The following is a 26,704-nucleotide window of genomic DNA, read 5'->3' as shown; positions in this document are numbered from 1 at the left end:
CCTCGCATCCTTCTCCTTTTATCCTATGTCCCTGCTCATCTGGACATGATGGAAAAGTCACTAGCGGTTCATCGATTGCTTTAAATGGAACAAGTAACGGTTTCGAATGATCCAGAAATACACACCTTGAACAACGACGAAGCTGCATAGGACAATCGCGGTCGGTTTGACCACAGACGCGACAAGAATCAGCTTCAACAAGCTTTGCAGGGAAACGAACGCCACCATGCTGTGAATAATGGCCACCACAATCGGCACGAAGAACAACAGGGCAACCTGAGTCGTGACGATCCGTGTCAACTCCGCATCCGTGAGTCCAATCTTGGAAAGCGATCCGTAATGCCGCTTGTCGTATTCCAGATCTGTGTACAGACGGAAATAGAGAAAGCTTGCTGCGGCCACAAAGAACAACACGCCCACAAACAACCCGATAAAGAGCCCCATGTTCGCCATTTGTTTCATGGAGTGGTAGTAGGGCGCACGAGCTGAAAACAAATAATTTTCTTCGACATGACTGATATCTTCCTGAAGCTTGAGACTAAGCTCCTGCGTTTCCTTCCATCTCGGCACCTCGTATACAAAGCGCTGTTCTTCCTTCATTTGCGGAAGCAGGTCATACACCTGATTCGGTACGACAACCAATCGCTCAAATTCAATCCCTCTGATCAACGGCGTCATATTCGTATCTGTTTTGACTGCAAGCTGTGCGTTCCCCACTTGCAGCGTTTTGCTCGCTACCGAATCACCAATCCAATTGAGCAGTACGAAGGCCTCTTTATTCGTCATTTCGAGTACAGTCGAATTGGACGCTACCGCCAGCCGGTTGTAGTCAGACAGCTTGACTACTCCGACCCTTTCCTCCTGAACCAATTCTGGCAAAACTCGCATAGCCACTTGATATTTTTCGAAGGAAAAGCCACTTTGCTGCAAGCTCGTTTCGATTAACGACAGATGCTTTACTCTCTCCGCATCGCTTTGTTTGGACTGGTATTCAAACGCAAACGGATGTGTTTTCATCACCGTGATCTGAATCGACCCAGCCAACGCTGCCAGCGTGCCAATCGCACAAAAAGCAACGGTAGAGACGATGCTCACCAAAAAGAACATCCGTGCATTATCCTTCATCCGATAGGCCAGATCTGAGAGCGTCAGGAGATTCGTACCTTTCCAATAGAAAACGCGACGCTTCTTCAGAAAATCGATGAAGATGACGCTCAGCTGAGTAAACAACAGATACGTACCTACAGTCGTCAGCGCAATGACCGGAAGCATCAGCACGAGCACATTCACGCCGTCAGCCGTGAGGGCTAAGGCATAGCTCATTCCCAACAAAGCTACAGCGACCAGAGACAGCACTAACGATGCCCTCGGCTCACGCTTAGGCCGACCGCTTCCTTGCAACAGATCCAACAGACTACGGCTTCGCAGCACGAGGACGGTAAACAGCGAAATGGCTGCATACAAGATGAGAAACGCCACCACTGTCAAACCGATCGCTTTCCACGGGAAGTAAAACCCGAGTGCTTTTACATCCAGCAAAAATCCGGCGAATTGGAAAAACAGCTTGGCGAGAACCAGCCCGAGCCCAATCCCGATGGCAATCGAGACAATGCCGATCAACATATTTTCCATAAAAATCAGCGTATTCCGCTGCAACGGTGTCATGCCCTGGATAAAAAGGATGCCGAACTCCTTCTCCCTCTTTTTCAGGAAAGCTCCGACACAATAAAAGAGAAAAAAGAAGGAGAATAGAAAAATGACGTACTCAGCCGCCATCATCCCAGTGGCAACGGATTCATGAATCTCCTGTCCGATAATTTCCGGATGAAAAATGAACATCGCATAGACGAAAAAGATTAAGACAGAAAAAACGCTACTCATGAAAAAGGCAGCGTACATCCGTTTATTTCGTACAACGTTATTACACGCGAATTGTCGAAAGGTCATAGGTGTTCCCTCCCAAAAACGACAACGAGTCAATAATTTTCTGGAAGAATACCTGTCGACTCTCACCACGATACATCTCGTTATGGAGCTGTCCGTCTTTAATAAAAATCACCCGATGGCAATAGCTGGCCGCCAAAGCATCGTGCGTCACCATCATCATCGTGGTATTGTCTCTCTTATTGATCGCTTCCAGCGTCTCCATCACATTGCGCGAAGACTTGGAATCAAGATTTCCCGTCGGCTCGTCAGCGAGCAAAAGCGATGGGGAATGAATGATCGCCCTGGCAATTGCCGTCCGTTGGCGTTGCCCCCCAGATACCTCGAAGGTCCGCTTTTCCAAAATGTCCTGAATCCCTAGCTTCTCTGCAACACTTTGCAGCTTTTCTTCCATGACCGACACTTTCTCATTGTCCAGCGTCAGCGGCAACACGATATTTTCCCCAATCGTCAACGTGTCCAAGAGATTGAAATCTTGAAATACAAAACCGAGCTCACGTCGACGAAACAGAGCGAGTTTATCTTTTTTTAAATGATGCGGATTCGTACCGTTCAAAAGAACCGCACCAGAGGTTGGTGTATCAATGGTGGAAATCATGTTTAATAGCGTAGTCTTGCCACTGCCTGAGGGGCCCATAATACCGACGAATTCGCCCTTGCGAATCGAAAAATCGATATCGGTCAGCGCGCGGTAGGTTACCTTGCCCCCGTATATTTTACTCAAGCTATTTACAGCAAGCATTTCCATGCGCCATTCCCCTTTCTTGCACTTCCAAATTCAACTATACGGAAGTGCGCATAGTCCAGCTATCGAATTAACTTTCAGCTATCTTACTTTCTTGTAAGGTTGGTACGACGGCAGACAAGACGATACGTACGGTTGTCCCCTCGCCCACTTCTGATTCCATCTCCACCCCATGATGGAGCCGCCCGCAAATTTCCTTCACCAAGTACAGCCCCATCCCGGTGGACTCAGGGTATTTGCGCCCGTTTTCTCCCGTAAAATACGGCTTAAACACGCGACGAATATCTTCGGTTGGGATTCCGATTCCATAATCCTGCACTTCCAGTATAGCGTGTACTCCGCGTTCATACGCACGAATGGTGACCTTGTTGCTTTTTCCTGCTGAATAACGAACGGCATTCGTCAACAATTGGTTGAGGACAAAAGCAAGCCACTTATCGTCCGATTCCACCCGCCAGTTTTCATCTACTTTTACCTCGGGATATACCTGATTGCGAATAAACAGCCGCTTGTTTTCAGCCAACACATTCTGCACCAAGGAACGCAGAGTTACAGGCTCAATCAGGAAGTCCTGTTCAAATCGGTCGAGGCGAGCTATGTACAAAACGGTTTCCAGTCCACGCTTGATCCGGTCCACTTCTTCACGGACGCTCTCAGCTGTTGGATCGTCTTCATTTTGTAGCAACAGATGAATAACCGAAATCGGCGTCTTCATCTGATGAACCCACTGCTGAATAAACGTCGTATGGTCCCGTTGCTTGTTTTCATAGGCATGAAGCTGTTCTTTGTAGAGTCGGTATTGTTCCTGACTAATTTCATCCATTGCGCGGCACAACGGTGAATTCCCGTATGTCTGGGTCAGTTCCTCTAATGTCTCTACCGGCTTGCTCAGTCGCTGATAGATTGTGCGGTGAGACAAATAACGGATAGCGAGAAAAGCCCCCGCGAAAAAAACAGATAAAAACATGACGTAGATCATCAATGACTCATTCCAGTACCCATCCATCGCAAAAATCATAATCAATAAGATCAATTGGACGAGAAAAAACGCTGCGAATGGCCATTGATCTCGAAGGAACAGCTTCATTGCCCTTCCTCCCAAGTCGCACGCAAGCGATAACCGGAACCGCGAACAGTCTCGACAGCTCCCTCCAAGCCTAAGTCCTTCAGCTTGCCGCGCACGCGTGTGATGTAGACATTCAGCGTGTTTTCATCGACAAACTGTTCATCCCACAGCTTTTCTAGCAAACGCTCACGGCTGACGACGCGCGGATGTTGATTCATCAAGGCTTCGAGCAGTAACGCTTCCTTTTTGCTCAGCTCGATTTTGGTATCGTGCATAGACAGCTCCATTCGCTCCAAAAACAGCTTGAGCCCCGCCACTTCAACCGTACGCTCCCCTTCTTGCGGAGCATATTGTCCATAAGCCCGGCGTAGCTGGCTACGGATTTTGGCCAAAACCACGTCGTAGTCGAACGGCTTTGTGATATAGTCATCGGCCCCATTTTCCAAGGCCATCACCTGGTCCATTTTACTTTCTCGTGCAGAGATGAACAGGATCGGGCAGTTGGACTCCTGGCGCATTTGCCGGCACCAATAAAATCCGTCAAATTTCGGTAGATTCACATCCAACAGAACCAGATCAGGGCGCCCTTGGGTAAATACCTCCATGACTCTATCGAAATGTTCAACATTGACTGTTTGAAATCCGTATTTTTCCAGTTGCTCTTGCAGCAGCTGGTTGATTTTCGGGTCGTCTTCTACAATCATAATTGTGGACATCACACATACTCCTCTCGTCTTGAGTCTCCTCCATTTTATTCTTTACTATACCATTAGAAAACTAGACTACGCCAAGCCTTTGACGTTTCTTGTACTGAGAATTTGAATGAAAAAACGGCTTGTACGTTGCTGTTGTGGAGGGGAGGAAACAGGAGAAAACGCTCAGCTTCTAGGGCCACCCCCTGCGGGATTGACTGCACGACTCCATGCAAAAAGCGAAACCGCGTCCAAAGTTGTCCATTCAGGAAGTTTTTCAGAGGTGGACGCTTAAGAGCGTGTTTCGCTTTTTGCATTCCGTCTCGGTCGGTGTCCCTAAGATCTTCGCTTATTTCTCCTGTTTCCTCTACGAGCTGTCAGTGTTAAACGGTTTATTAAAAGCCTTAATAGAATGTAACGACCTCATCAGTAACGACAGAGAAGAATATTTCCAGACGTAGCGACTTGTGGAGTCCTACCGAGTGTCTTAGCCCCCAGCAGGACGGAGCCTGGAGCCTAGTCTGGAAATATTCTTCTCTCCACTACAGCCACATAGTAAAAAAAGGAAGGACTGTTGTCCCCCCTTATGCTTGTTCTGTCATCAATGACTGCAATTTCTTGATCCCACGGAAGTGCAGGATTTTCACCGAAGCCTCTGTCTTACCCAAGATTTCAGCGATCTCATTCATTCGCAAATCTCCGAGATAGCGCAGGGCAATCACATTACGCTGATCCTTTGTCAGCGTGTGCACCTTATCCCACAAGCCCTCGGTTGTCTCCTGATTCAGAAGGCACTCCTCCGGCAGCTTATCTGTTGCGACCATATTGCTAAATGTGTCCTGATCTACCGGACTCTCCCGCTTCTTGCGCATGTAGTCAATCAAAGCGTTGTGCGCAATTCGGAAAATCCAGGCGCCAAAAGGATGGCGGCCATCGTACTGCTCAAGCTTGGAGTACACCTTAATAAACACAGTCGTTGTCAGGTCTTCCACATCCCAGACGTTTTTTACCCGGTAGCGGAAATAGCGATATATTTTAGCAGAGTAATCTTCGTAAATTTGTTGATGACTTAATTTTGGATACATGATTGCTGTCGTCATAATCGATCTCCCGTTTCGTGATCCGTATGAATTGATTTCATTGTACGGTCGAAACGAAGCAGGAACCATCGAGTTATATTTCAGGAAGCTTACACTTTTGTAAGGTACTTATGGGCTCGTTGTAAGCTCGCACAAGTAGGTACGGAAATGGTTTCATTTCGGTTACAACTTTCAAAAGAAATCTTTAAAAATTTCTTAAGGAATTTTTTAAGTTGTCTTCATCCGTTAGCTCAGCTCAGTTATCAATGATATTCATAACCTTTTGCTATTGAAAAGATATGGGTATCAGTTAGTTCTCCTGAGTCATTTAGGTTAACATTGCGTAAAGTACCCTCCAACGTAAAACCCGCCTTCTTAGCTACAGCTATACTTGCGTTATTCCGAGTATCACAGCGAATTTCAAGACGGTTAGCTTCCAACTCAGAAATGGCAAAGGCAACGATACCTTTTACTGCCTCTGTCATTAGACCCTCACCAGTACGCGATGTGCGACGGAAGCCAGGGGCTCATTTCATTTACACTCTCACGTATGGCTTCATTTACAAATTGACCATCACCCCATTGCGGTGCTCTAATCAATAATCGCTGAGTTTCTAAATGTTCCGGAAAAGAGAGTAGTAGTGGATTCATATGCGTCCTCCTTCTATCGGAATGAGTTTCCAATAATAGTAACCGCTTGACCGACATTGACAATTGAAGGCAACACTGGCAGTTAGCTTAACGATACTCTATTCAGTCTAAAACTTTATTATTTGAGAACAAGTAGTATCAATTTCACATTCTTGAATTCACTTTCAAGCTTTTAAAAAAAGCTTCTCCCCCCACTAAAGCTACTTTATAAAAAAAGCGCCCCCGAAAAATTCGAGGGCACTTGCATTTAAATCAAACCAAGACGTTGGAAGATCGTATCCACATGCTTCAAGTGGTAGCGGTAGTCAAAGCACTCATCCAGCTCTTCCTTGGACAGTGTGGAGCTGACCGTCGCATCCTCCTCGACAATTGCACGGAAGGAGCGTTGCTCTTCCCACGCCTGCATCGCACGAGGCTGTACCGTGTCATAAGCTTGCTCGCGGCTCATGCCTTTTTCGATCAGCTTGAGCATGACTTGCTGCGAGTAGATCAACCCAAAGGTACGATCCATATTGCGCTTCATGTTCTCAGGGAACACCGTCAAGTTTTTCACGATGTTCATGAAACGGCGCAGCATGTAGTTCAACGCTTGCGTCGCATCTGGCAAAATCACGCGCTCCGCAGAGGAGTGGGAAATATCCCGCTCATGCCAGAGGGAAACATTTTCATAGGAAGTGAGCATGTGTCCACGGATGACACGAGCCAGACCGCAAATATTTTCGCTGCCGATTGGGTTGCGCTTGTGTGGCATTGCGGAAGAACCCTTTTGACCTTTGGCAAATGCTTCTTCCACCTCGCGCATTTCGCTCTTTTGCAGACCGCGAATTTCTGTCGCGAATTTCTCCAAAGAAGTTGCGATCAGTGCCAATGTTGCCATGTATTCGGCGTGGCGATCACGCTGCAACGTTTGGGTCGAGATAGGCGCTGCCGACAGTCCCAGCTTCTCGCACACGTACGCTTCCACGAACGGATCGATGTTTGCATATGTTCCAACTGCGCCTGAGATTTTGCCGTACGCCACCTCTTTTTTCGCAGCCTGAAAACGCGCCAGGTTGCGCTTCATTTCTTCATGCCACAGGGCCAGCTTCAAGCCAAAAGTCGTAGGCTCCGCATGTACGCCATGCGTTCTGCCCATGCAAACCGTATCCTTGTGCTCACGGGCTTTGTCTGCCAAAATCTCGATGAAGTCTTGGATATCACCCTCCAAAATCTCGTTCGCCTGACGCAGCAGGTAAGACAGAGCAGTATCCACTACATCCGTAGAAGTCAGTCCGTAATGCACCCACTTCTTTTCCTCGCCCAAGGTCTCCGATACCGCGCGAGTAAACGCCACCACATCATGGCGTGTCTCTTCTTCAATCTCATAGATTCTGTTCATATCAAAAGTGGCTTTATCCCACAGCTTTTTCACGTCTTCCTCAGGAATGACGCCCAGCTTGGACCATGCTTCACACGCGAGAATTTCTACTTCCAGCCACGCTTTGAATTTGTTTTCTTCCGTCCAAATGGCGCGCATTTCCGGTCGGGAATAACGTTCGATCATGATAATACCTCCGATGTATTCGTCCAGATTTTCAGCTCATCAATCAGGGTGAGCGCTTCTTCTACAGTAGGGGCGAGCACATTGATATGCCCCATTTTTCGCTTAGCCTTGCTCTCTGCTTTTCCGTACAAATGGAGCTTGGCTGTGCGCGGCAGCTTGTCGATCTGATCGATGACAGGCTGTAGATGCTCTCCCAAAATATTAACCATCACGACGCTCGAGAGCAACTCTGTAGATCCCAAAGGCAGATTGCAAACCGCCCGAACATGCTGCTCAAACTGCGAGGTCACACAAGCATCCATGGTAAAATGCCCGGAGTTATGCGGTCGAGGCGCCAATTCATTCACATAAAGCTGACCATCTTCTGTCAAAAACAGCTCAACTGCAATGAGTCCGACCACATCCAGCTTTTCTACAATCGTGCGAGCAATTTCTTCCGCTCGGGCTGCTACTTCAGCCGAAATACGAGCTGGAACAATGCTCAGGTGCAGGATGTTTTCCTGATGAATATTTTCTGACACAGGAAAAACAGCCAATTCTCCCGCAGGATTGCGTGCAGCAATAACAGACAACTCCATTTGGAATGGTACAAATTGTTCCACGATCAGCTCTGTACCTGCTTTGGACAGCGTTTCATAAGCCTCCGCCAGCTCAGCCTCGCTTCTCAATACCCATTGTCCTTTACCGTCATACCCACCTGTTGCCGTCTTCATTACAGCTGGCAGTCCCAGTTCCCGCACGGCGTCCTGCAAATCCGCCAAGCTATTCACGACACAAAACGGAGCAACAGGAATGCCGATTTCGCGAATGGCGGTCTTTTCCCGAATCCGATTCTGGGTGATGCGCAAAAGACGGCTCCCCTGTGGTACATAAGCGCGGCTCTCCAACACTTCAGCAACCTGCGCATCGACATTTTCAAATTCATAGGAGATGACATCACTGACTGAGGCAAGCTGCATCGCTGCTTCTACATCATCGTAGCTGGCAACAATTTGCCGATCAGCCGTTTGGCCGCATGGTGCGTCTGCTGTCGGGTCCATTGTGACAAAGCGGTAGCCCATAGCTCGTCCCGCAAGAGCAATCATCCGTCCCAGCTGTCCTCCACCGAGTATTCCTAGGGTCGATCCTGGTTTGATTTGCTTACAGTCTCTGGTTGTCATTCGAGTTCACTAGCCTCCAGCACCTTATTGCGTACATCATCACGTCTTTGCACGAACCGCTCTTGTACGTCTGGATATTTGATCCCCAAAATTTGTGCAGCCAATAACCCTGCATTGATGGCTCCAGCTTTTCCGATCGCAACCGTCGCCACAGGCACGCCCCCTGGCATTTGCACAATCGACAAAAGCGAGTCGAGACCATTCAAGTTGGATGATTTCACCGGTACACCAATGACAGGCAGCTCTGTCTTAGCAGCTACCATTCCTGGCAAATGAGCTGCCCCGCCCGCACCCGCAATAATGACTTCCAAGCCGCGGCTTTTAGCAGTCTCGGCATACGTAAACATCAAGTCTGGCGTTCTGTGTGCAGACACGACCTTCTTTTCATACGGTACCTGCAATTCGTCCAAGATTGCGCAAGCTTCCTTCATTGTTTCCCAGTCTGACGTACTGCCCATAATGACTCCTACCAAAGGCTGTAGCATAAACCATTCGCCCCCTACGTTTTGTAACATCAGAAGAAAACCCAACCGACTTACGGCTTTGCGCGCCGCTCTCATCGCCTGGGCTATTCGAACTCGTTTTCACTCAACGTATTCAGTGTAGCAGGGAGAAAGTTTGCCTGTCAACCTCGTTTCCGAACATTTTAAAATGAGTAATCAAAAATTATTCGTGTTTGCCTTTTTCTACCCAATTGTTTGCCGCTACGGCTTTCTGTAGCTCGACCTGAAGCCAATAATCCAAATAGGGACTGGCATCCTCCCCGGCAGCTGCAGTCAATAGCGCTGTGATTTGCTCCCCGTTTGCCTGTTTGTATTGATGATCTCGTACATATTGACGCAACACCTGATGCAGTCGTTCGACTCCCCATTCTTCTTTCAAGTTCCACCACATGGCACCTGCTCGACCGTAGACGAGGTCATTGTAGCTCCTCCAGTCTGGAAAAGCCGTCACGGACGACTTCGCAGTGACTCCTTGGTTCGCATATCCTTCCGCTGCACGTGCTTGGCCCAGCCGCATCTGAATATACGCTTGTGAACGTGCGGGGGACTTTTGCTGCAAAAATACCATTGTCGCATAATCCGTCAGTCCCTCATCCAGCCAAGCCTCTCGCACCTCGTCGTTTCCGACCAACCCGTAAAACCACTGATGTGCCGTTTCATGCGCTACGACCGCTTCCCCCATGGCATCGCTACGGTCAAAATACTCCTGGGCAATAAAGACGAGGCTCGGATATTCCATTCCGCCAAAGAAGCCGCCTGTTTTGACAACATCGTATTCCTTATACGGATACACTCCGAACTGTTTTCCGTAATAGTCGAGAGACTCCCTGGCAGTCTCATGTATTCGTTCTACGTTTTTCGGGTCATCACTTTTCTGCACCCACGTACGTACGATGGTTTCCCCGACCTTGCCAGATATGGGCTGGTACGTATCGTCCATGACGACAAGGGCAAAATCACGAACGTTCCATGCGTCCACCTCATAGATTTTTAGCCGTTGTGGTCTCGTCTCGGTGATGACAGCCACGCTCTCCAATCCACTCGTAGCAAGCTGGTACCCCTCTGATAACTGCACACGCAAATGATAATTCGCCACATCCGAGTAAAAAGGATCGCCAATCGCGGAATAAGGATCGATCCGCCAGCCTCCTGCATCCTTCACCGCCAGGATCGGCAGCCAGTTGCCCAGCCACATTGCATGATCATGGTAAGACATTCGCCCATTATTATAAGGAACCTCGAGCTGAAAATTCATATCGACCACCGTCTCAGCAGACGATGTTCTTGCAGGAAGCGGCACTTGTAAAAGCGTATTGGTCACCCCCGCATACTGTACGCCGACACTTTTTCCGTTTACCCGTACTTCGCTTATCTTGATACCACCAGGCTCACGCTGTTTGCCCAGCACAACCTCCCAGTTTTCACCACTGAGAGCAGCATTTGCAGAAAAAGCATTGGGATATAAATGAAAAAAAGCTTGGTCATCTTGTGGGACAAAACGAGCCGTCAGCATGCCTTTCACCACGTGCTTGTTCATATCGATTTGTACGTCGGCCTTGTAAGTGACTGCGGCCTGCCTGTGATCCATCGCCACAATCTCCCGAGCATCTAAACCAGCCTGCCCTGTCCAAGGACGGACGGTCAAGAATACAGTCAAAACGACTCCTACTGCCACGATGACCACCCAATGCTTCCGCCACATCGTGATCCCCTGCCTTCGATTACTTCTTCTGATGCTTGAGACGTTGGCGCTCCAGCCAAGCTGCTGCCTGTTCCTGCTGGGACATGTCTACTTTCAACCAATAACCCAAGAAAGCACTCGCATCTTCTCCTGCTGTCTTGGATAAAAAAGCTTCCCATTCCTTTCCGGTCACAACCTGATAACGGTACTTCTCGACATACTGCTTCAAAACGTCATGTACCCTTTCTTCCCCCCATGCTCCCTGCAATAGCCACAGCATCGAGGACGGACGGGAATAGACGAGATCGCTATAACTCTGATTATCAGGAAATGCAGACAGTGATTGCCAAGGACGCAGCTCCTCTGCCACGTAATACTGAACAGAGGTGCCTTGCTCCAGTCTTCTGCGCACCCGTTCTGCTCCCAACATCTCGTCTTGCTGGGATAAATACGAGAGCGTCACGTACTCCGTAAATCCCTCATCCAACCATGCTTCCTTTACCTGATTATTTCCGAGCAAACCGTAAAACCACTGGTGTGCCGTCTCATGAACAACCGTGACGATACCTGTTTCTTCCCCAGAAAAGAAATGACGTCCGTCGAGAAAGACCAATGCTGGGTACTCCATTCCATTAATCGCGCCACCAGTCCTTACCACATCGTATTCGGTATATGGATAGGCACCTAATTGATGATGGAAATAGGCGAGAGACTTCGCTGCTGCTTCATGAATCTGCTCAGCAGTTGCCGGATCATCTGTTTTCCGCCACCATGTTCGGACGACTGTTTCGCCCACTTTCGTTTCCATTCGCTGATAGGAGGCATCCAAAACGACTAGGGCAAAATCCCTCACATTTTCTGCACCCAGCTGTATCGTCTTTTCTCCCTCACGAGCAGAAACGTGCTTCGCAGCGCTGTCTGGCGCTGTGCTCGCCAGTTGATAGTCTTTTGGCAGCGTCACGTTCACCTCATAATCTGCGTTCTCACTGTAAAATGGATCACCGACAGGCTCGTATGGATCGAGATGCCAGCCTTCCTTGTCGTAAACCGCGAGAACCGGGAGCCAGTTCCCCAGCCAGATCGATTGGTCATCGTACGACATCCTGCCGTCGTTTTGCGGAAGAGTCATCTCGAACTCCAACACAATCTTTCGCAGGCCCGTCCCTCCTTCTAGAGGCACTTCGAGGATGTTCAGGTCTTTTGTCTGTTTGCCGACAACCGCTTCACCATCGACCAGGAGCTTTTTATTAGTGTATGAGCCAAGTGTTGGGCCATTGCCTAAAAGTTCCTCCCATAGCATGCCTTGATGCTCTTCTGTAAATACATTCGGGTAAAGATGGAGATAGGCACGAGCAGGATCTTTTGGCCAAAAGGTAATCGTTACGGTTCCTGCTACTTCTTTCTTGATTGGATCAATTCGCACATCAGCCTGATAGAGTGGTTTACGCTTAGGCGCAGTACCCTCCTCAGCATTTACAGGCAACATCCACGTCAAAAACAATAAGCTACAACCGACCATTGAGACCCATTTCTTCACGCCATCTCCCCCTTTTCTCTACTGTACAAAAAATGGAAGAAAAAGACTATCTTTCCTCTTTACCCTGATAGCTTGTCGGACAGCCACTTTTCAACCAACTCCAAAGAAACCGGCTGTTCCGTTCCCTCTCGCATATCTCGGACGACGACCTGCCCACTGTTCACTTCGTTTTCCCCATAGATCAAGGCAAAAGCAAAGCCTTCTTTGTTTGCATAATCGAGTGCTTTTTTCAGTCGTCTACCAGTCAGCTCCAGCTCGACTCCGATACCGCTCTCGCGCAATCGATTGGCAAGGCCAAGACTGGATGCTTCTGTCCCAAGGGGAATGACGAATACATCGGCAGCCTTCTGCTCTTCCGTGTTGCGATTTGCCAACGCTGCAAGAATGACATCCAATCCAAACGAAATCCCTACAGCGGGATACTCTCTTCCATCATCCAAAAGCCGACCAATAATCTGATCGTAACGTCCCCCACTGCCGATACTGGACGTAATACTTCCATCCTGCAAAAAGATCTCATACACAATCCCCGTGTAGATCCCTAAGCCTCTTGCCAAAAATGGCGAGAAACGAAGCTCTCCACCCACACCCGCTCCTTTTACATAGGCAAGCATGTCCCGCAGCTCCCGAATCCCTTCCTGAACAAGCGGGGATGCAAAGCGCTCTGCCAACAGATCCAGGGTAATCACACCTTCTTGCAGGAAAGACGTAATCGCCAAAACGAGTGGCTCCTCGACGTTTCGCTCCCGCAAATCATCACGCACTCCGTCCACGCCGATTTTCTCGAGCTTATCCAGCGACAGCATGACATCCCCGGCCCGCTCTGAGGGAACTCCCAGCTCCTGAAGCACCCCCGATAACAGCTTGCGATTGTTGACCTCAATGTACACGTCGAGCCCCAGCCGCTTGAATGCCTCAAACGCCATACTGAGCAATTCTGCTTCAGCCAGCACCGATGTCGTTCCCACGATATCGACATCGCATTGAATAAATTCGCGCAAGCGCCCGGTTTTTACTGGACCGTCCCGAAATACTTTTCCGATCTCATACCGCTTGAACGGCATCCGCATTTCAGGATTCATGCCCACTACCTTTGTCAACGGTACGGTCAAATCATAGCGTAGCCCAAGCTCTCTATCTCCTTGGTCGCTTAAGCGATACACTTCCTTCAAGATTTCATCCCCGCCGCCGTACTTGGATGCCAGCAATTCGTAGTGCTGTAGCATAGGCGTCTCCAGCGGCTTGCAGCCGTATGTCTCGAATACCGCTTCGAGCCTCCGTCGTATCCAGTTTCGTTGCATTTGCTCCTGCGGCATGAAATCTTTTGTCCCTTTTACCGTTTTTAATACTTCGTTTTCCATGAGAAACACCCTTTCTTTTTTCAGATAGAGAACACCAAAAAAGCCATGCAAGGCAACTTCCTGCCCGCATGGCTTCCTAAATACACCACCGCAGGCACGAAGCACAAGAAGCGCTTGCACCTGCGGAAAAATTTCCGAAGATACAAACGCTCTACGTGTGGTGATGCTGTTGAAGGAACATGTATAGACCTGTCATGGTTATCGGTCCATCCTTCCAAAAAAAGATTTTTCCTATCATAGCGCAAAAAAAGCTCCCCGTCCAGTAGACGAAGAGCCTGATTCCCATAAAATTCTATTCGCGCAACCAGATGAAGTACGCCAGGAAGACGAAGAACAGCACATACATCGCCGGATGCACTTCGCGAGCCTTGCCCTTCATGACCTTCATCACTGGATAAACGATGAAGCCCGTCGCAATACCTGTTGCAATACTGTAAGTCAACGGCATCAACAAAATCGTCAGGAATGCAGGGAACGCTTCATCCAGGTCATCCCAAGCCACTTTTGCAATGTGAGAAGCCATCAGAACACCGACGATAATGAGCGCTGGTGCCGTAACCGCTGGTGTCACAATTGCGAGAATCGGCGAGAAGAACAACGCCAGAAGGAACATAATCCCTGTGACAACTGCTGTAAATCCAGAACGTCCGCCGGCCGCTACCCCTGCTGTCGATTCAACATAAGCTGTAGTGGTAGATGTACCGAGTACCGCACCTGCCATACCTGCAATCGCATCGGAAGCGAGTGCTTTTCCTGGACGTGGCAAATTGCCGTCTTCGCGAAGCAATCCCGCTTGGTTCGCTACACCCAAGAGCGTACCCGTCGCATCGAAAAAGTCTACAAACAAGAACGTCAAAACAACAATCAGCATATTCATGGTGAACAATGCGGATGGATCACCCAGATATTGGAACGCAGCACCGAATGTAGGTGCAAGGCTCGGTGGTGCAGAAACGACTTGCTCAGGCAGATTCACCAGTCCGAAAAACATCCCGGTAATCGCCGTAATCAACATTCCGATAAAGATACCCGCATTGATTTTGCGAGAAAGCAGAATGACCGTCACGATCAGACCAAACACAGCAAGCAATGCATTTTTCGCTGCCAAAATTTCTTCCGGCTTCATGCCCTCGTGATAGAAAGTCAGATGTCCCAGTGCTACGAAGGTGGCATCATTTGCTACGATGATACCCGCGTTTTTCAAACCGATAAACGCGATAAAAAGACCAATCCCTGCCGAAACGGCGTACTTCAAGCTTTGTGGAATCGCTTTGATGATCGCTTCACGAACACCTGTCAGGGACAGAATCAAAAAGATCGTACAAGAAAGGAATACGCCAGCCAAAGCCTGTTGCCAAGGAATTTGCATCGTCAGAACGACGGTATAAGTGAAAAATGCGTTCAATCCCATACCCGGAGCTTGACCGATCGGCAAACGTCCGAGAATACCCATTAACAGTGTACCGAGAGCAGCAGCCAAAGCCGTTGCTGTAAAGACAGCCCCAAATTCAGGGTAGTTCGCCTTTAAATCTGGCGGCAGATCTGCACCACTGAGAATGAATGGATTGACAGCTAAAATATATGCCATTGCCAAAAAAGTAGTGATACCCGCGATGATTTCGCGACGGTAATTGGTGCCTAGCTTGTCAAACTCGAAATACTTCCGCACCTATAAGTCCCCCCATACTAATCTTGTTGCAAAAAACAGTCTAACTGTTTTTTGCCGACCGTAAACGGTCACATCTTATTTAATGAAAAACGTCGAGACGATTTTCACAAAAAAAAGGCCCGAACGCTCTTATCATGCGCCTGGCCTTCAAACAAAACACTCCGGGAATAATTCCAAATATAATAACAAAATCAGATCCCGATGACATTTTGTTCGTAGCCAGGTCGTTAACGGCGACCATGTAGAAACTCTCGAGCCATATCCTCAAGAATATACGAACCTTCCTATATTACCTGCTCACATTGAGAAGTGTATCAGGTGACATAGGGAATGTCAATGAAAATACGAACGTTCATTTTTGGAAGGAGTTTAATATCCGGATATTCTCTAAGAAGGCCTATGTTATACTTGCATTGATTCCTCCAGATCTTAACAATCTCTTTTAGGGTGGTACAAAATGAGCTATATGGAGGCTTGGGAGCGAATAATAGCGGAGCAGGAACGAGATAATTCTTGGTCATAAAAAAACTCTCTTTTATTCGCAAATCACGCAAATAAAAGAGAGTAATTTTTTGCTCCTATTCCCACTCAATTGTTGCTGGTGGTTTGGACGTTACATCATACACAATGCGGTTTACATTGTCTACTTCATTCACGATACGCACAGAGATTTTCTCCAATACATCCCACGGAATGCGTGCCCAGTCAGCAGTCATACCATCAATGGATGTTACCGCACGAATCCCTACTGTGTAAGAATACGTACGAACATCTCCCATTACGCCTACGGTCGTCATGTTTGGCAAAGCCGTGAAGTACTGCCAGATTTCCCGATCGAGACCTGCCTTGGCAATCTCCTCACGCAAGATCGCATCGGATTCACGAACGATCTTCAGTTTTTCTTCCGTAACTTCACCCAAAACACGAATGCCGAGGCCTGGTCCTGGGAATGGCTGACGCCAAACAATCTCATCTGGCAAGCCCAGCTCTTTACCCAGTTTGCGTACTTCGTCTTTGAACAATGTTTTCAATGGTTCAATCAACGTGAACTTCATATCTTCTGGCAAACCGCCTACGTTGTGGTGCGATTTGATCGTTTGTGCAGTTGCTGTTCCACTCTCAACAATATCGGTGTACAGCGTACCTTGTGCCAAGAAGTCCATATCTGTCAGCTTCGCCGCTTCTTCATCGAATACATAAATGAACTCGTTACCGATGATTTTGCGCTTTTGCTCTGGGTCAGATACACCTTTGAGCTTGCTCATGAAACGCTCGCGAGCATCGATCTTGATCACTTTCATGGAGAATTTCTCACCGAATGTCTCCATTACCCCTTCTGCTTCCCCTTGGCGCAGAAGACCGTGGTCTACGAACATGCACGTCAATTGATCGCCAATCGCTCTGTGAATCAGCGCTGCTACTACGGAAGAATCCACACCACCGCTCAACGCACACAGTACTTGCTTGTTGCCGACTGTTTCACGAATGCGAACCAGCTCGTCCTCGATAAACGTCGTCATGCTCCAATTCGCTTCACATCCACAAATGTTGAACAGGAAGTTTCCGATAAACTCCGTACCTTTTACGGTATGAACTACTTCTGGATGGAACTGTACACCGTACAGCTGGCGCTCAGGGTTGCTGATCGCAGCTACCGGGCAGCTGTCGCTTACCGCATCAATGACAAATCCGGTTGGGAGCTCCACTACTTTGTCAGAGTGGCTCATCCACACGATTTCGTTCGTATCCCATTTGTCGTACAAGCTGTGTTTTTGCTGCATACGCAATTCAGCTTTTCCGTACTCGCGTTTACCCGCACGTTCTACTTTTCCGCCCGTCAAATGGCTCATCAACTGCATACCGTAGCAAATACCCAATACAGGCAAGCCCAGATCAAAAATCGCAGGATCTACAGTTGGTGCTCCCTCTTCGTACACGCTAGCAGGTCCGCCAGAGAAAATAATCCCTTTTGGATTCATCTCTTTAATCTTTTCAACAGGTGTATTGAACGCTATTAGTTCACTATAAACACCCAGATCGCGTACACGGCGCGCGATCAACTGATTGTACTGGCCTCCGAAATCGAGTACGACGACCATTTCCATTGACTTGTCCATCATATCCCCCTTCTCCTGTAACATACAGGACGTGCAAGTGTCGGCATGCCATGCGAAGTTGTCGCATATTTGCAAAAAAGCCGGGACTGCTTTTCTCCGATAAACAATACGGAGGCAACGTCCCAGCTTGTGTACACATGTGCGGTTTGCATGTACAAAAATCCGATGTGCTCTCCTCGTAGTCGCCAAATTTACGGTCTAGCGGTAGAAACTTTCAGGCCCTATTCCTGATCATTATACGAGTCTCATTGATCGTCATTCTAGCAGATGGAACGGCATTGTTCAAGGCTTCAATTGACGGATTAACCGATCGAGTATTTGCTCTGCTATTGTTCTCGCCTTTTGTTCCATTTCTTTGTAGCCATACACGGTACGTTCGTACAGCTCCGTCAAATAGCGCAGGTCTTGTCGCTTGTCTGCCGGCAGGGTCATCCTGCCCACGTACTCCCGCAACGTTTCTCCTGGCTGTCTGCGCGTGTAGACTCGCTCCATCATTCGCATCAGCAGATGGTACCGATCCGGGAACTCACTGCTTCGCTCTTGATTCAGTTGCCTGCGCATCCACCATAGCTGGATGTCTTGTCTGCGACGCCACGCAATAATTCCTGCCACGATAGCGGCTACAGCCAATCCCGCGTTTAGTTGCCACGGAATTTTAATCCAGCTGCCTGCTGGGCTGTCGCCCTCTTCCAGCTCATTGAAACGTCCATCTCCACGATCGATGTTCGTTTGATTCTCCATGTTTGGCAATGGAACGGGGACCTGCGGCTGTGAGGTGACCAGATCATAATTAAAACGAACAGGTGACATGAATGTACTCGTCGCTTCAAAAGGAACCCAACCAACCCCCGGGAAGTATACCTCTACCCACGAGTGAGCATCCTTGTTACGCACTTCTACAGTCTCGTAGTTAAACGCATCCGTTCCCACTCGTTCACCTGGAGCAAAGCCCTTGACCCAACGTGTTGGGATATCCAGAGTACGAAGCATAACCGCCATCGAAGTGGAGAAATGGTCACAGTACCCTCGAAGGCTGTCAAACAAGAAGTGATCGACAAAATCCTGACCTTCTGCAGCGACTGGAACGTCTTTCGTTTCATACTTATATTTTCCACTTGAGCGCAAGTAATTCTCGATCGCCCTCACTTTGTCGTAAGGAGTCTTGGCATCCTTGGTAATCGTTGCAGCAAGCTCTCTTACTCGCGGAGGCACCGAAGCTGGCACTTGCAAATAGCGCTCTTTGATATCATCCGGATAGTTCGTCCCTGCATTCGTCACGGCCTTTTCACTGACAATCGGTACTTCTGTCTCGACCTTGTATTGATTCAGTTTGAGCAAAAGTGGATTGGGGCCATACTCTGGACGACCGTTTTTCTCACTAAGCTGAACCAAGTTGATTTTTCCTGCCCGTACCTCGAGCTGCTGATTCATTTTGTCATAAACAACGGTTGCCTCTGGTGGAGCGTAATTGCTCACCTTTTTCAGCTGACCTTGATAAAAGACAGTCGGGAATTGCTGCGGGCCTTTAAATTCTAATGTAGCTTGTACCTTCTTCGTTTCAAGCCCTTGGAACAACGTATTCTCCCATGTATAGGTTTGCGGGTCCAGGATTGACTCATACTCTCTATCGCCTTTTTCCCATCCAACTCCCGTATACACGTCCTTCGAGTCACCGCGCCAATAGCTGCGCTCGTTCGTCTTTGCAATAAACACTAATGTGTTATCTTGCATGAAAGGACCGCCCAACCGTTCGTCGTTGTTGTCGTATCCTACTTTTTTCATCACACCAACAGGGGTATCGTTTCCTTTCCCTGTTAAAAAGGCGATCGGATCAGGCCATGACGGTCCTGTCTTCGGTGCAGCATAACCGATACCTATACAAGCCATAATGACCATCACCGAAGCCAGCAGTGAGTTGAGCATGATTCGGCTTCTCTTCCCTGCGAGTGTTGCCATGTTCGTCATCTTCATCAGATGGCTAATGGCCAGCATCAGGAAACCAATGATCAGCGTCCGTACAACCCCTAAACTGGCATCATACGGGAGAAACGTATCCAACACAGCCAAATACAGTTCCGTTAAAAAGACAAACCATAAGCCTTGCCGTTGTTCCAGCACGAGATACGTTAACATCGTTGCTAACAACACCAAAACGAGATCAAACATGGTATTCCGCGACAAGATCGACATGCTGGCCCAATCCTGTTGGAACGCTAACGGAAGATCGTGAATCATCTGCCCGTACAATTCGCCAATCCATTCCGTGTCAAAAAACGGTTTGTCAAATAAAGTAGCATGCAAAAGCACCATTAGCCCCAGAGCCTTGATCGGCAAGGTTAGCCACCGATAAGGGATCAAAAGGTCAATAATAATGACTCCAGCCACAATCGCATAAAACGGCCACAGAACACCCGTATCGGTTAATGTCTGTAGAGGAATTAGCCACTCTCTTAGCATCAGGAACAGAAAAAGGGCCAAGACCCATTCCCAAATCGTTGGACGCTTCCAAACGCTCATGAGTCTATGCACCTCCAATCCGTTTCCACTCTTGATCATCCATGTGAATAGACGTACATGTTACTTTGTTTGCGCCAAGCAGATGCAACGCTTGCTTTTGTTCATGCGAAATCGTTGACTCGTTCTGCATGAGAAACAACTGCACCCGTCTGCCTTTTTGAGCCAGTGTGATTAAACGACTGATCAGCGTTTTTTCTACATGCGGTGTAATAATAATCAAAGTGACACCTTGAGGCTGTTCCAATGCTTCTCTTCCCACAATTTTTGCAAATAACTCTTGTCCTTCTGGCGCGACACGAGCTAATTGATCAAAAACTCTGAGGAAATGAGCATGGGACAGACCTGGTGGTATCGATATGCGTTCTGTTTGTTTGTACACGAGCCCATAATGGTATTGATTCCGATTGGCGTAAGCGATCAGACTCGCGGCTAGCTTCACTGCTGTTTCGAACAAGTGCACAGGCTTCCCTTGGTAACTCGCCTTCTCTACATCAAGGAAAAAGACAGCCTGATTCATCGCCTGATGCTCAAACTCCTTCGTCTTCAGACCCGTCCCCCGTGCGGAAGCTCGCCAATGAATTTGGCTTAACCGATCGCCCCGATGATAGTCTCTTACGCCGCGTACTGCTGCTACGTCATCAGAGCGTCGGTGTGAAACATGCACCGTCCCACTGAAGCTGCCGTCACCCAGGGCCCAATGAGTCAATTCTTTGTATTTTGGATAAACGAGAAACTCCTGAGAAATCGAATAGACCTTACGGCGCTCAAAAAATCCAAAAAAATCCCCGCCGCTCACTACACATTCATCGAGACGATAATATCCACGCGGTACATTGGGTATGACATAACGAAACTCGACTTCCCTTTTGAACCACGGGAATATCAGTTGTCGATGGGGCTCGTACACGCCAGCCAACCTCGCCGGCAATGGCTCCATAATCATATTCCATCCCAGCGGAAACCAAATCCTCCGGCGCAGACGTATCGTTACAATGACATCTTCCCCATCCTGTAGACGATTGCGATCTAGTTCACGCTCGACTTCTAGCTTCGTGAACATGAGTACATAAGCGACAATTTCATACAGGAGAAACACCAAACTACTATAGAAAAGAAACCAGCTCGAGAAGCCACCTTGAAATTTTGCGAATACATAAGTGATCAGGACTAATGCAATCGCCTTAAGCCTACCCCACCTTTGCTGTCTCATCTGCAATCACCGCCTTAGCTTACCGGGACACGGGTCTCAGACAAGATCATAGCCAACACCCGATCTACGGTTGCTCCTTCCAGTCTTGCTTCTGGTTTCACAATCATACGGTGTGCAAACACTACTGGAACTAGTTCCTTCACGTCATCTGGAATGACATAGTCACGTCCACGAACGAAGGCCAATGCCTGAACAGCCCGGAAAAGAGCAAGGGAACCGCGTGGGCTCACACCTAGATAAATATGATGATGCTCACGCGTACGATGACATAGACGTACGATGTATTCTTTTATTCCTTCCGATACCTTGATCGTCGATACCTGGCGTTGAAGTACCGCAAGCTCGGCGGTGGTCATAACCGGCTGAAGCTCTTCCAATGGATTCGCTGCCGAGAATCTGGACAACATCCGCATTTCTTCCTCTACCGTTGGATACCCCAAGCTTAATTGCATGAAAAATCGGTCCAATTGAGCTTCAGGTAATGGGAAGGTCCCTTCATACTCTAATGGGTTTTGTGTAGCCATCACAAAAAACGGCTCTACCAATCGATACGTAGCACCATCGATTGTTACCGAGCGCTCTTCCATTGCTTCCAAGAGTGCAGATTGTGTTTTTGGCGAAGTCCGGTTGATTTCGTCTGCAAGAATGACATTTGCAAAAATCGGCCCTTGACGGAACTCAAATTCCAGACTTTTTTGATTAAAGATAGCAACCCCTGTCACATCCGTTGGCAACAAATCTGGGGTAAATTGAATACGTTTAAACTCACCGCTGATTGATTTCGACAAAGCCCGTACCATCATGGTCTTCCCAACGCCTGGTACATCTTCAAGCAAAACGTGACCATTCGCTAGAATAGCCGCTACCATCAGCTCAATCACAGAGCGTTTACCAATCAATACTTTCTCTATATTATCGATTAAACTGGTTATTGCAGGATTTACTTGTTCCAATTTGATAGGGTTCATGTTGATACAACTCCTGTTCCATGATATTCTTCCGCAGGTTTGTAACAGCTGTTCCTCATGCTTTCAGTGTAATTCTAAAGTAATGGATGCAAATAGGAGATACAAGGGAAAAATGCTTAAAATTTGCAAAAATACACAAGTCATTATAAAAAAAAGAGTAGGATCTATTCCTACTCTTCGGTTTCATATGAAATATGGCGTGCCCTGAGAGATTCGAACTCCCGACCTTTTGATTCGTAGTCAAACGCTCTATCCAGCTGAGCTAAGGGCACAAATAAATGGAGCGGACGAAGGGTCTCGAACCCTCGACCTTCGCCTTGGCAAGGCGACGCTCTACCAATTGAGCTACGTCCGCATGTTACATCTTATGTGGTTTGTACTGAGGACAAAGCTTTCTGTCATAGTATGGTGCGGGTGAAGGGACTTGAACCCCCACGGTTGCCCGCCAGAACCTAAATCTGGTGCGTCTGCCATTCCGCCACACCCGCATTTTACTTAGAACAGAAAAGGCATTACTGTTACTATCACGCAGCTTTGCTTGTTCAGCTAAAAAAACTGGTGAGCCATGAAGGACTCGAACCTTCGACCCTCTGATTAAAAGTCAGATGCTCTACCAACTGAGCTAATGGCTCGCAAATGGCTGGGGTACTAGGATTTGAACCTAGGAATGACGGAGTCAAAGTCCGTTGCCTTACCGCTTGGCTATACCCCAATGGTGGTGCCGGCAATAGGACTTGAACCCACAACCCCCTGATTACAAGTCAGGTGCTCTACCAATTGAGCTATACCGGCGCTGTTAAATTTAATTAGTGGTGGCTCGGGACGGAATCGAACCGCCGACACGAGGATTTTCAGTCCTCTGCTCTACCGACTGAGCTACCGAGCCATTTTATGATTAATCTTCGCCATTCTTTAAAAAAATGGCGGAGCTGACGGGACTCGAACCCGCGACCTCCGGTGTGACAGACCGGCGTGAACTCCAACTTCACCACAGCTCCATATTTGGTTGCGGGAGCAGGATTTGAACCTGCGACCTTCGGGTTATGAGCCCGACGAGCTACCGAGCTGCTCCATCCCGCGACGATTAGGACTATCGAGTGTCAGTGTTGACTGACCTTCCTTGCCCTTTGATATAAATGGTGGAGGCTGACGGGATCGAACCGCCGACCCTCTGCTTGTAAGGCAGATGCTCTCCCAGCTGAGCTAAGCCTCCAGGATCCCTGCGTTTGCAGGGCATTTTGCTAGGTGACCCGTAGGGGATTCGAACCCCTGAATGACAGCGTGAAAGGCTGCTGTGTTAAACCGCTTCACCAACGGGCCAGGATTATGAATTATGGTGCGGTCGGCGAGACTCGAACTCGCACGGGTCGCCCCGCCACCCCCTCAAGATGGTGTGTCTGCCAATTCCACCACGACCGCAACTAATATGGTAGCGGCGGAGGGAATCGAACCCCCGACCTTTCGGGTATGAACCGAACGCTCTAACCAGCTGAGCTACACCGCCATGAAGCTATGAGATTAAAACATATGGCGGAGAGTGAGGGATTCGAACCCTCGCTACGCTTGCGCATACTAACGGTTTAGCAAACCGTCCCCTTCGGCCTCTTGGGTAACTCTCCGTATATATGGCTCCTCGGGACGGACTCGAACCGCCGACCGATCGGTTAACAGCCGATTGCTCTACCAACTGAGCTACCGAGGAACGTTGAAGGATTTATTCCTTCAAAACTGAATACGCATGATTGCTAAGAATGTGTGGATAAGTCCTCGACCGATTAGTATTCGTCAGCTCCACGTGTTACCACGCTTCCACACCGAACCTATCAACCTCATCGTCTATGAGGGGTCTTACCAGCTTGCGCTGTGGGAAGTCTCATCTTGGAGGGGGCTTCACGCTTAGATGCTTTCAGCGCTTATCCCGTCCGCACATAGCTACCCAGCTGTGCCACTGGCGTGACAACTGGTGCACCAGCGGTGCGTCCATCCCGGTCCTCTCGTACTAAGGACAGCTCTCCTCAAACTTCCTACGCCCGCGACAGATAGGGACCGAACTGTCTCACGACGTTCTGAACCCAGCTCGCGTACCGCTTTAATGGGCGAACAGCCCAACCCTTGGGACCTACTTCAGCCCCAGGATGCGATGAGCCGACATCGAGGTGCCAAACCTCCCCGTCGATGTGGACTCTTGGGGGAGATAAGCCTGTTATCCCCAGGGTAGCTTTTATCCGTTGAGCGATGGCCCTTCCATGCGGAACCACCGGATCACTAAGCCCGACTTTCGTCCCTGCTCGACTTGTAGGTCTCGCAGTCAAGCTCCCTTCTGCCTTTACACTCTACGAATGATTTCCGACCATTCTGAGGGAACCTTTGGGCGCCTCCGTTACCTTTTAGGAGGCGACCGCCCCAGTCAAACTGCCCACCTGGCATGGTCCTCTCGCCCGATAAGGGCGACGAGTTAGAAACTCCGTACATCAAGGGTGGTATCCCACCGACAGCTCCACAGAGGCTGGCGCCCCTGCTTCTCAGCTTCCCACCTATCCTGTACATGATGCACAAAGTTCCAATACCAGGCTACAGTAAAGCTCCATGGGGTCTTTCCGTCTTGTCGCGGGTAACCTGCATCTTCACAGGTATTATGATTTCACCGGGTCTCTTGCCGAGACAGCGCCCAAGTCGTTACGCCTTTCGTGCGGGTCGGAACTTACCCGACAAGGAATTTCGCTACCTTAGGACCGTTATAGTTACGGCCGCCGTTTACTGGGGCTTCGGTTCAAAGCTTCGCTTGCGCTAACTCATCCCCTTAACCTTCCAGCACCGGGCAGGCGTCAGCCCCTATACTTCGCCTTGCGGCTTCGCAGAGACCTGTGTTTTTGCTAAACAGTCGCTTGGGCCTTTTCACTGCGGCCCCCTCGGGCTATTAACCCTACCGAGGCGCCCCTTCTCCCGAAGTTACGGGGCCATTTTGCCGAGTTCCTTAGCAAGAGTTATCCCGCGCACCTTAGGATTCTCTCCTCGCCTACCTGTGTCGGTTTGCGGTACGGGCACCTTGTTCCTCGCTAGACGCTTTTCTTGGCAGTGTGAAATCAGGGACTTCGGTACTTATATTTCCCTCGCCATCACAGCTCATGCTTAACGGTGTGCGGATTTGCCTACACACCACACTTACTGCTTGGACGGCCATCCAATAGGCCGCTCACCCTATCCTCCTGCGTCACGCCATTGCTCAAGCGGAACAGAGGTGGTACAGGAATATCAACCTGTTGTCCATCGCCTACGCCTTTCGGCCTCAGCTTAGGTCCCGACTAACCCTGGGAGGACGAGCCTTCCCCAGGAAACCTTAGGCTTTCGGTGGACAAGATTCTCACTTGTCTTTTCGCTACTTACACCGGCATTCTCACTTCCAAGCGCTCCACCGCTCTTTCCAGTACGGCTTCACTGCTGCTTGGAACGCTCCCCTACCCAGTCCGTAAGGACTGCCATAGCTTCGGTGATACGTTTAGCCCCGTTACATTTTCCGCGCAGAGTCACTCGACCAGTGAGCTATTACGCACTCTTTAAATGGTGGCTGCTTCTAAGCCAACATCCTGGTTGTCTGGGCAACTCCACATCGTTTCCCACTTAACGTATACTTGGGGACCTTAGCTGATGGTCTGGGCTGTTTCCCTTTTGACGATGGATCTTAGCACTCACCGTCTGACTCCCGGACATAAGTCATTGGCATTCGGAGTTTGACTGAATTCGGTAACCCGATGAGGGCCCCTAGTCCAATCAGTGCTCTACCTCCAAGACTCTAAATTCCGAGGCTAGCCCTAAAGCTATTTCGGGGAGAACCAGCTATCTCCGAGTTCGATTGGAATTTCACCGCTAGCCACACCTCATCCCCGCACTTTTCAACGTGCGTGGGTTCGGGCCTCCAGTAGGTGTTACCCTACCTTCACCCTGGACATGGCTAGATCACACGGTTTCGGGTCTACGGCAGCGTACTATCGCCCTATTCAGACTCGCTTTCGCTGCGGCTCCGTCTCTTCAACTTAACCTCGCACGCTACCGTAACTCGCCGGTTCATTCTACAAAAGGCACGCCGTCACCCTTTTAACGGGCTCCGACTATTTGTAAGCACACGGTTTCAGGTACTATTTCACTCCCCTCCCGGGGTGCTTTTCACCTTTCCCTCACGGTACTGGTTCACTATCGGTCGCTAGGTAGTATTTAGCCTTAGCAGATGGTCCTGCCAGATTCACACGGGATTTCACGTGTCCCG

At 49.0% G+C, this 26,704-nt stretch carries 16 protein-coding genes, 15 tRNA genes, 1 rRNA gene, 1 pseudogene and 2 riboswitches (1 of these 35 only partly in view); all 33 genes and pseudogenes read right to left on the bottom strand.

Annotation, left to right across the window (positions count from 1 at the left end; genetic code table 11):
* Window positions 1–60: 60 nt before the first annotated feature.
* The gene (locus tag ACKKE8_RS03630; protein WP_409176947.1) at window positions 61–1,947 is read right to left on the bottom strand and encodes an FtsX-like permease family protein; all 1,887 of its coding nucleotides are present in this window, start codon (window positions 1,945–1,947) and stop codon (window positions 61–63) included.
* Window positions 1,922–2,692 carry an ABC transporter ATP-binding protein gene (locus ACKKE8_RS03625; RefSeq protein WP_007729857.1) on the bottom strand — a complete coding sequence of 257 codons (771 nt, stop codon included), beginning with the start codon at window positions 2,690–2,692 and terminating at the stop codon, window positions 1,922–1,924. The genes ACKKE8_RS03630 and ACKKE8_RS03625 overlap by 26 nt, the downstream gene beginning before the upstream one ends.
* Before the next feature lie 67 nt (window positions 2,693–2,759).
* A complete protein-coding gene (locus ACKKE8_RS03620) occupies window positions 2,760–3,776 on the bottom strand; it encodes a sensor histidine kinase (protein WP_409176946.1) in 1,017 nt (338 codons plus the stop codon).
* A complete protein-coding gene (locus ACKKE8_RS03615; RefSeq protein ID WP_409176945.1) occupies window positions 3,773–4,471 on the bottom strand; it encodes a response regulator transcription factor in 699 nt (232 codons plus the stop codon). The genes ACKKE8_RS03620 and ACKKE8_RS03615 overlap by 4 nt, the downstream gene beginning before the upstream one ends.
* Before the next feature lie 560 nt (window positions 4,472–5,031).
* Window positions 5,032–5,547 (bottom strand): sigma-70 family RNA polymerase sigma factor, encoded by a 516-nt coding sequence (locus ACKKE8_RS03610; protein WP_409176944.1) that lies wholly within the window; start codon window positions 5,545–5,547, stop codon window positions 5,032–5,034.
* Between the two features lie 242 nt (window positions 5,548–5,789).
* Window positions 5,790–6,177, bottom strand: a pseudogene (locus tag ACKKE8_RS03605) (GNAT family N-acetyltransferase).
* 247 nt (window positions 6,178–6,424) lie between these two features.
* Entirely contained in the window at window positions 6,425–7,720 is a 1,296-nt protein-coding gene (gene purB / locus ACKKE8_RS03600) for an adenylosuccinate lyase (protein ID WP_106842108.1), read from the bottom strand.
* Window positions 7,717–8,880 carry a 5-(carboxyamino)imidazole ribonucleotide synthase gene (gene purK / locus ACKKE8_RS03595; RefSeq protein WP_409176943.1) on the bottom strand — a complete coding sequence of 388 codons (1,164 nt, stop codon included), beginning with the start codon at window positions 8,878–8,880 and terminating at the stop codon, window positions 7,717–7,719. The genes purB and purK overlap by 4 nt, the downstream gene beginning before the upstream one ends.
* Complete coding sequence (gene purE, locus ACKKE8_RS03590) at window positions 8,877–9,365, bottom strand: 5-(carboxyamino)imidazole ribonucleotide mutase (RefSeq protein WP_012684280.1); 489 nt, start codon at window positions 9,363–9,365, stop codon at window positions 8,877–8,879. Before purE ends, purK begins: the two co-directional genes overlap by 4 nt.
* Window positions 9,366–9,546: 181 nt before the next feature.
* Window positions 9,547–11,085, bottom strand: a complete 1,539-nt coding sequence (locus ACKKE8_RS03585) for a M1 family metallopeptidase (RefSeq protein ID WP_409176942.1) — start codon at window positions 11,083–11,085, stop codon at window positions 9,547–9,549.
* 19 nt (window positions 11,086–11,104) lie between these two features.
* Window positions 11,105–12,601: a M1 family metallopeptidase gene (locus ACKKE8_RS03580; protein ID WP_409176941.1), complete on the bottom strand. Its 1,497-nt coding sequence runs from the start codon at window positions 12,599–12,601 to the stop codon at window positions 11,105–11,107.
* Between the two features lie 59 nt (window positions 12,602–12,660).
* Window positions 12,661–13,962, bottom strand: coding sequence for a histidine--tRNA ligase (locus tag ACKKE8_RS03575; RefSeq protein WP_409176940.1), 1,302 nt, complete (start codon window positions 13,960–13,962; stop codon window positions 12,661–12,663).
* Between the two features lie 292 nt (window positions 13,963–14,254).
* On the bottom strand, window positions 14,255–15,631 hold the full coding sequence (locus ACKKE8_RS03570; protein WP_409176939.1) for an NCS2 family permease: 1,377 nt from the start codon (window positions 15,629–15,631) through the stop codon (window positions 14,255–14,257).
* Between the two features lie 196 nt (window positions 15,632–15,827).
* A riboswitch (purine riboswitch) is annotated at window positions 15,828–15,929 on the bottom strand.
* A gap of 280 nt (window positions 15,930–16,209) precedes the next feature.
* Window positions 16,210–17,748: a glutamine-hydrolyzing GMP synthase gene (gene guaA, locus ACKKE8_RS03565; protein ID WP_409179064.1), complete on the bottom strand. Its 1,539-nt coding sequence runs from the start codon at window positions 17,746–17,748 to the stop codon at window positions 16,210–16,212.
* Window positions 17,749–17,907: 159 nt separating this feature from the next.
* A riboswitch (purine riboswitch) is annotated at window positions 17,908–18,010 on the bottom strand.
* Window positions 18,011–18,030: 20 nt separating this feature from the next.
* Window positions 18,031–20,265 carry a DUF3488 and DUF4129 domain-containing transglutaminase family protein gene (locus tag ACKKE8_RS03560; protein WP_409176938.1) on the bottom strand — a complete coding sequence of 745 codons (2,235 nt, stop codon included), beginning with the start codon at window positions 20,263–20,265 and terminating at the stop codon, window positions 18,031–18,033.
* A gap of 4 nt (window positions 20,266–20,269) precedes the next feature.
* Complete coding sequence (locus ACKKE8_RS03555; RefSeq protein ID WP_409176937.1) at window positions 20,270–21,475, bottom strand: DUF58 domain-containing protein; 1,206 nt, start codon at window positions 21,473–21,475, stop codon at window positions 20,270–20,272.
* A 14-nt stretch (window positions 21,476–21,489) separates the two neighbouring features.
* Complete coding sequence (locus ACKKE8_RS03550; RefSeq protein WP_409176936.1) at window positions 21,490–22,443, bottom strand: AAA family ATPase; 954 nt, start codon at window positions 22,441–22,443, stop codon at window positions 21,490–21,492.
* Between the two features lie 195 nt (window positions 22,444–22,638).
* Window positions 22,639–22,715 (bottom strand) — tRNA-Arg (locus tag ACKKE8_RS03545).
* 7 nt (window positions 22,716–22,722) lie between these two features.
* Window positions 22,723–22,798, bottom strand: a tRNA-Gly gene (locus tag ACKKE8_RS03540).
* 51 nt (window positions 22,799–22,849) lie between these two features.
* A tRNA-Leu gene (locus ACKKE8_RS03535) sits at window positions 22,850–22,931 on the bottom strand.
* A 68-nt stretch (window positions 22,932–22,999) separates the two neighbouring features.
* Window positions 23,000–23,075: transfer RNA gene (locus ACKKE8_RS03530), tRNA-Lys, on the bottom strand.
* Between the two features lie 5 nt (window positions 23,076–23,080).
* Window positions 23,081–23,155: transfer RNA gene (locus ACKKE8_RS03525), tRNA-Gln, on the bottom strand.
* 4 nt (window positions 23,156–23,159) lie between these two features.
* Window positions 23,160–23,235, bottom strand: a tRNA-Thr gene (locus tag ACKKE8_RS03520).
* Window positions 23,236–23,253: 18 nt separating this feature from the next.
* Window positions 23,254–23,329, bottom strand: a tRNA-Phe gene (locus tag ACKKE8_RS03515).
* Between the two features lie 35 nt (window positions 23,330–23,364).
* Window positions 23,365–23,441: transfer RNA gene (locus ACKKE8_RS03510), tRNA-Asp, on the bottom strand.
* A 5-nt stretch (window positions 23,442–23,446) separates the two neighbouring features.
* Window positions 23,447–23,523: transfer RNA gene (locus ACKKE8_RS03505), tRNA-Met, on the bottom strand.
* 57 nt (window positions 23,524–23,580) lie between these two features.
* A tRNA-Val gene (locus ACKKE8_RS03500) sits at window positions 23,581–23,656 on the bottom strand.
* A gap of 33 nt (window positions 23,657–23,689) precedes the next feature.
* A tRNA-Glu gene (locus ACKKE8_RS03495) sits at window positions 23,690–23,763 on the bottom strand.
* Between the two features lie 14 nt (window positions 23,764–23,777).
* Window positions 23,778–23,862, bottom strand: a tRNA-Leu gene (locus ACKKE8_RS03490).
* An 8-nt stretch (window positions 23,863–23,870) separates the two neighbouring features.
* A tRNA-Met gene (locus tag ACKKE8_RS03485) sits at window positions 23,871–23,947 on the bottom strand.
* Between the two features lie 24 nt (window positions 23,948–23,971).
* A tRNA-Ser gene (locus ACKKE8_RS03480) sits at window positions 23,972–24,062 on the bottom strand.
* Between the two features lie 7 nt (window positions 24,063–24,069).
* Window positions 24,070–24,145 (bottom strand) — tRNA-Asn (locus ACKKE8_RS03475).
* 53 nt (window positions 24,146–24,198) lie between these two features.
* Window positions 24,199–26,704, bottom strand: a 23S ribosomal RNA gene (locus ACKKE8_RS03470) (it continues 423 nt past the right edge of the window).

It is taken from the genome of Brevibacillus fortis (assembly GCF_046196545.1).
Taxonomy (GTDB): Bacteria; Bacillota; Bacilli; order Brevibacillales; family Brevibacillaceae; genus Brevibacillus; species Brevibacillus fortis_A.
The sequence above is the reverse complement of the archived record's forward strand: the minus strand, read 5'-3'. Positions and strand labels throughout refer to the sequence as shown.

Bases quoted from the DNA above. Each gene is read 5' to 3' on its own strand.
- ACKKE8_RS03620 (WP_409176946.1), bottom strand. From the start codon at position 3,776: ATGAAGCTGTTCCTTCGAGATCAATGGCCATTCGCAGCGTTTTTTCTC.
- ACKKE8_RS03630 (WP_409176947.1), bottom strand. From the start codon at position 1,947: ATGACCTTTCGACAATTCGCGTGTAATAACGTTGTACGAAATAAACGG.
- ACKKE8_RS03585 (WP_409176942.1), bottom strand. From the start codon at position 11,085: ATGTGGCGGAAGCATTGGGTGGTCATCGTGGCAGTAGGAGTCGTTTTG.
- ACKKE8_RS03610 (WP_409176944.1), bottom strand. From the start codon at position 5,547: ATGACGACAGCAATCATGTATCCAAAATTAAGTCATCAACAAATTTAC.
- guaA (WP_409179064.1), bottom strand. From the start codon at position 17,748: ATGGACAAGTCAATGGAAATGGTCGTCGTACTCGATTTCGGAGGCCAG.
- ACKKE8_RS03555 (WP_409176937.1), bottom strand. From the start codon at position 21,475: ATGAGACAGCAAAGGTGGGGTAGGCTTAAGGCGATTGCATTAGTCCTG.
- ACKKE8_RS03550 (WP_409176936.1), bottom strand. From the start codon at position 22,443: ATGAACCCTATCAAATTGGAACAAGTAAATCCTGCAATAACCAGTTTA.
- ACKKE8_RS03575 (WP_409176940.1), bottom strand. From the start codon at position 13,962: ATGGAAAACGAAGTATTAAAAACGGTAAAAGGGACAAAAGATTTCATG.
- purB (WP_106842108.1), bottom strand. From the start codon at position 7,720: ATGATCGAACGTTATTCCCGACCGGAAATGCGCGCCATTTGGACGGAA.
- ACKKE8_RS03625 (WP_007729857.1), bottom strand. From the start codon at position 2,692: ATGGAAATGCTTGCTGTAAATAGCTTGAGTAAAATATACGGGGGCAAG.
- ACKKE8_RS03615 (WP_409176945.1), bottom strand. From the start codon at position 4,471: ATGTCCACAATTATGATTGTAGAAGACGACCCGAAAATCAACCAGCTG.
- ACKKE8_RS03560 (WP_409176938.1), bottom strand. From the start codon at position 20,265: ATGAGCGTTTGGAAGCGTCCAACGATTTGGGAATGGGTCTTGGCCCTT.
- purE (WP_012684280.1), bottom strand. From the start codon at position 9,365: ATGCTACAGCCTTTGGTAGGAGTCATTATGGGCAGTACGTCAGACTGG.
- purK (WP_409176943.1), bottom strand. From the start codon at position 8,880: ATGACAACCAGAGACTGTAAGCAAATCAAACCAGGATCGACCCTAGGA.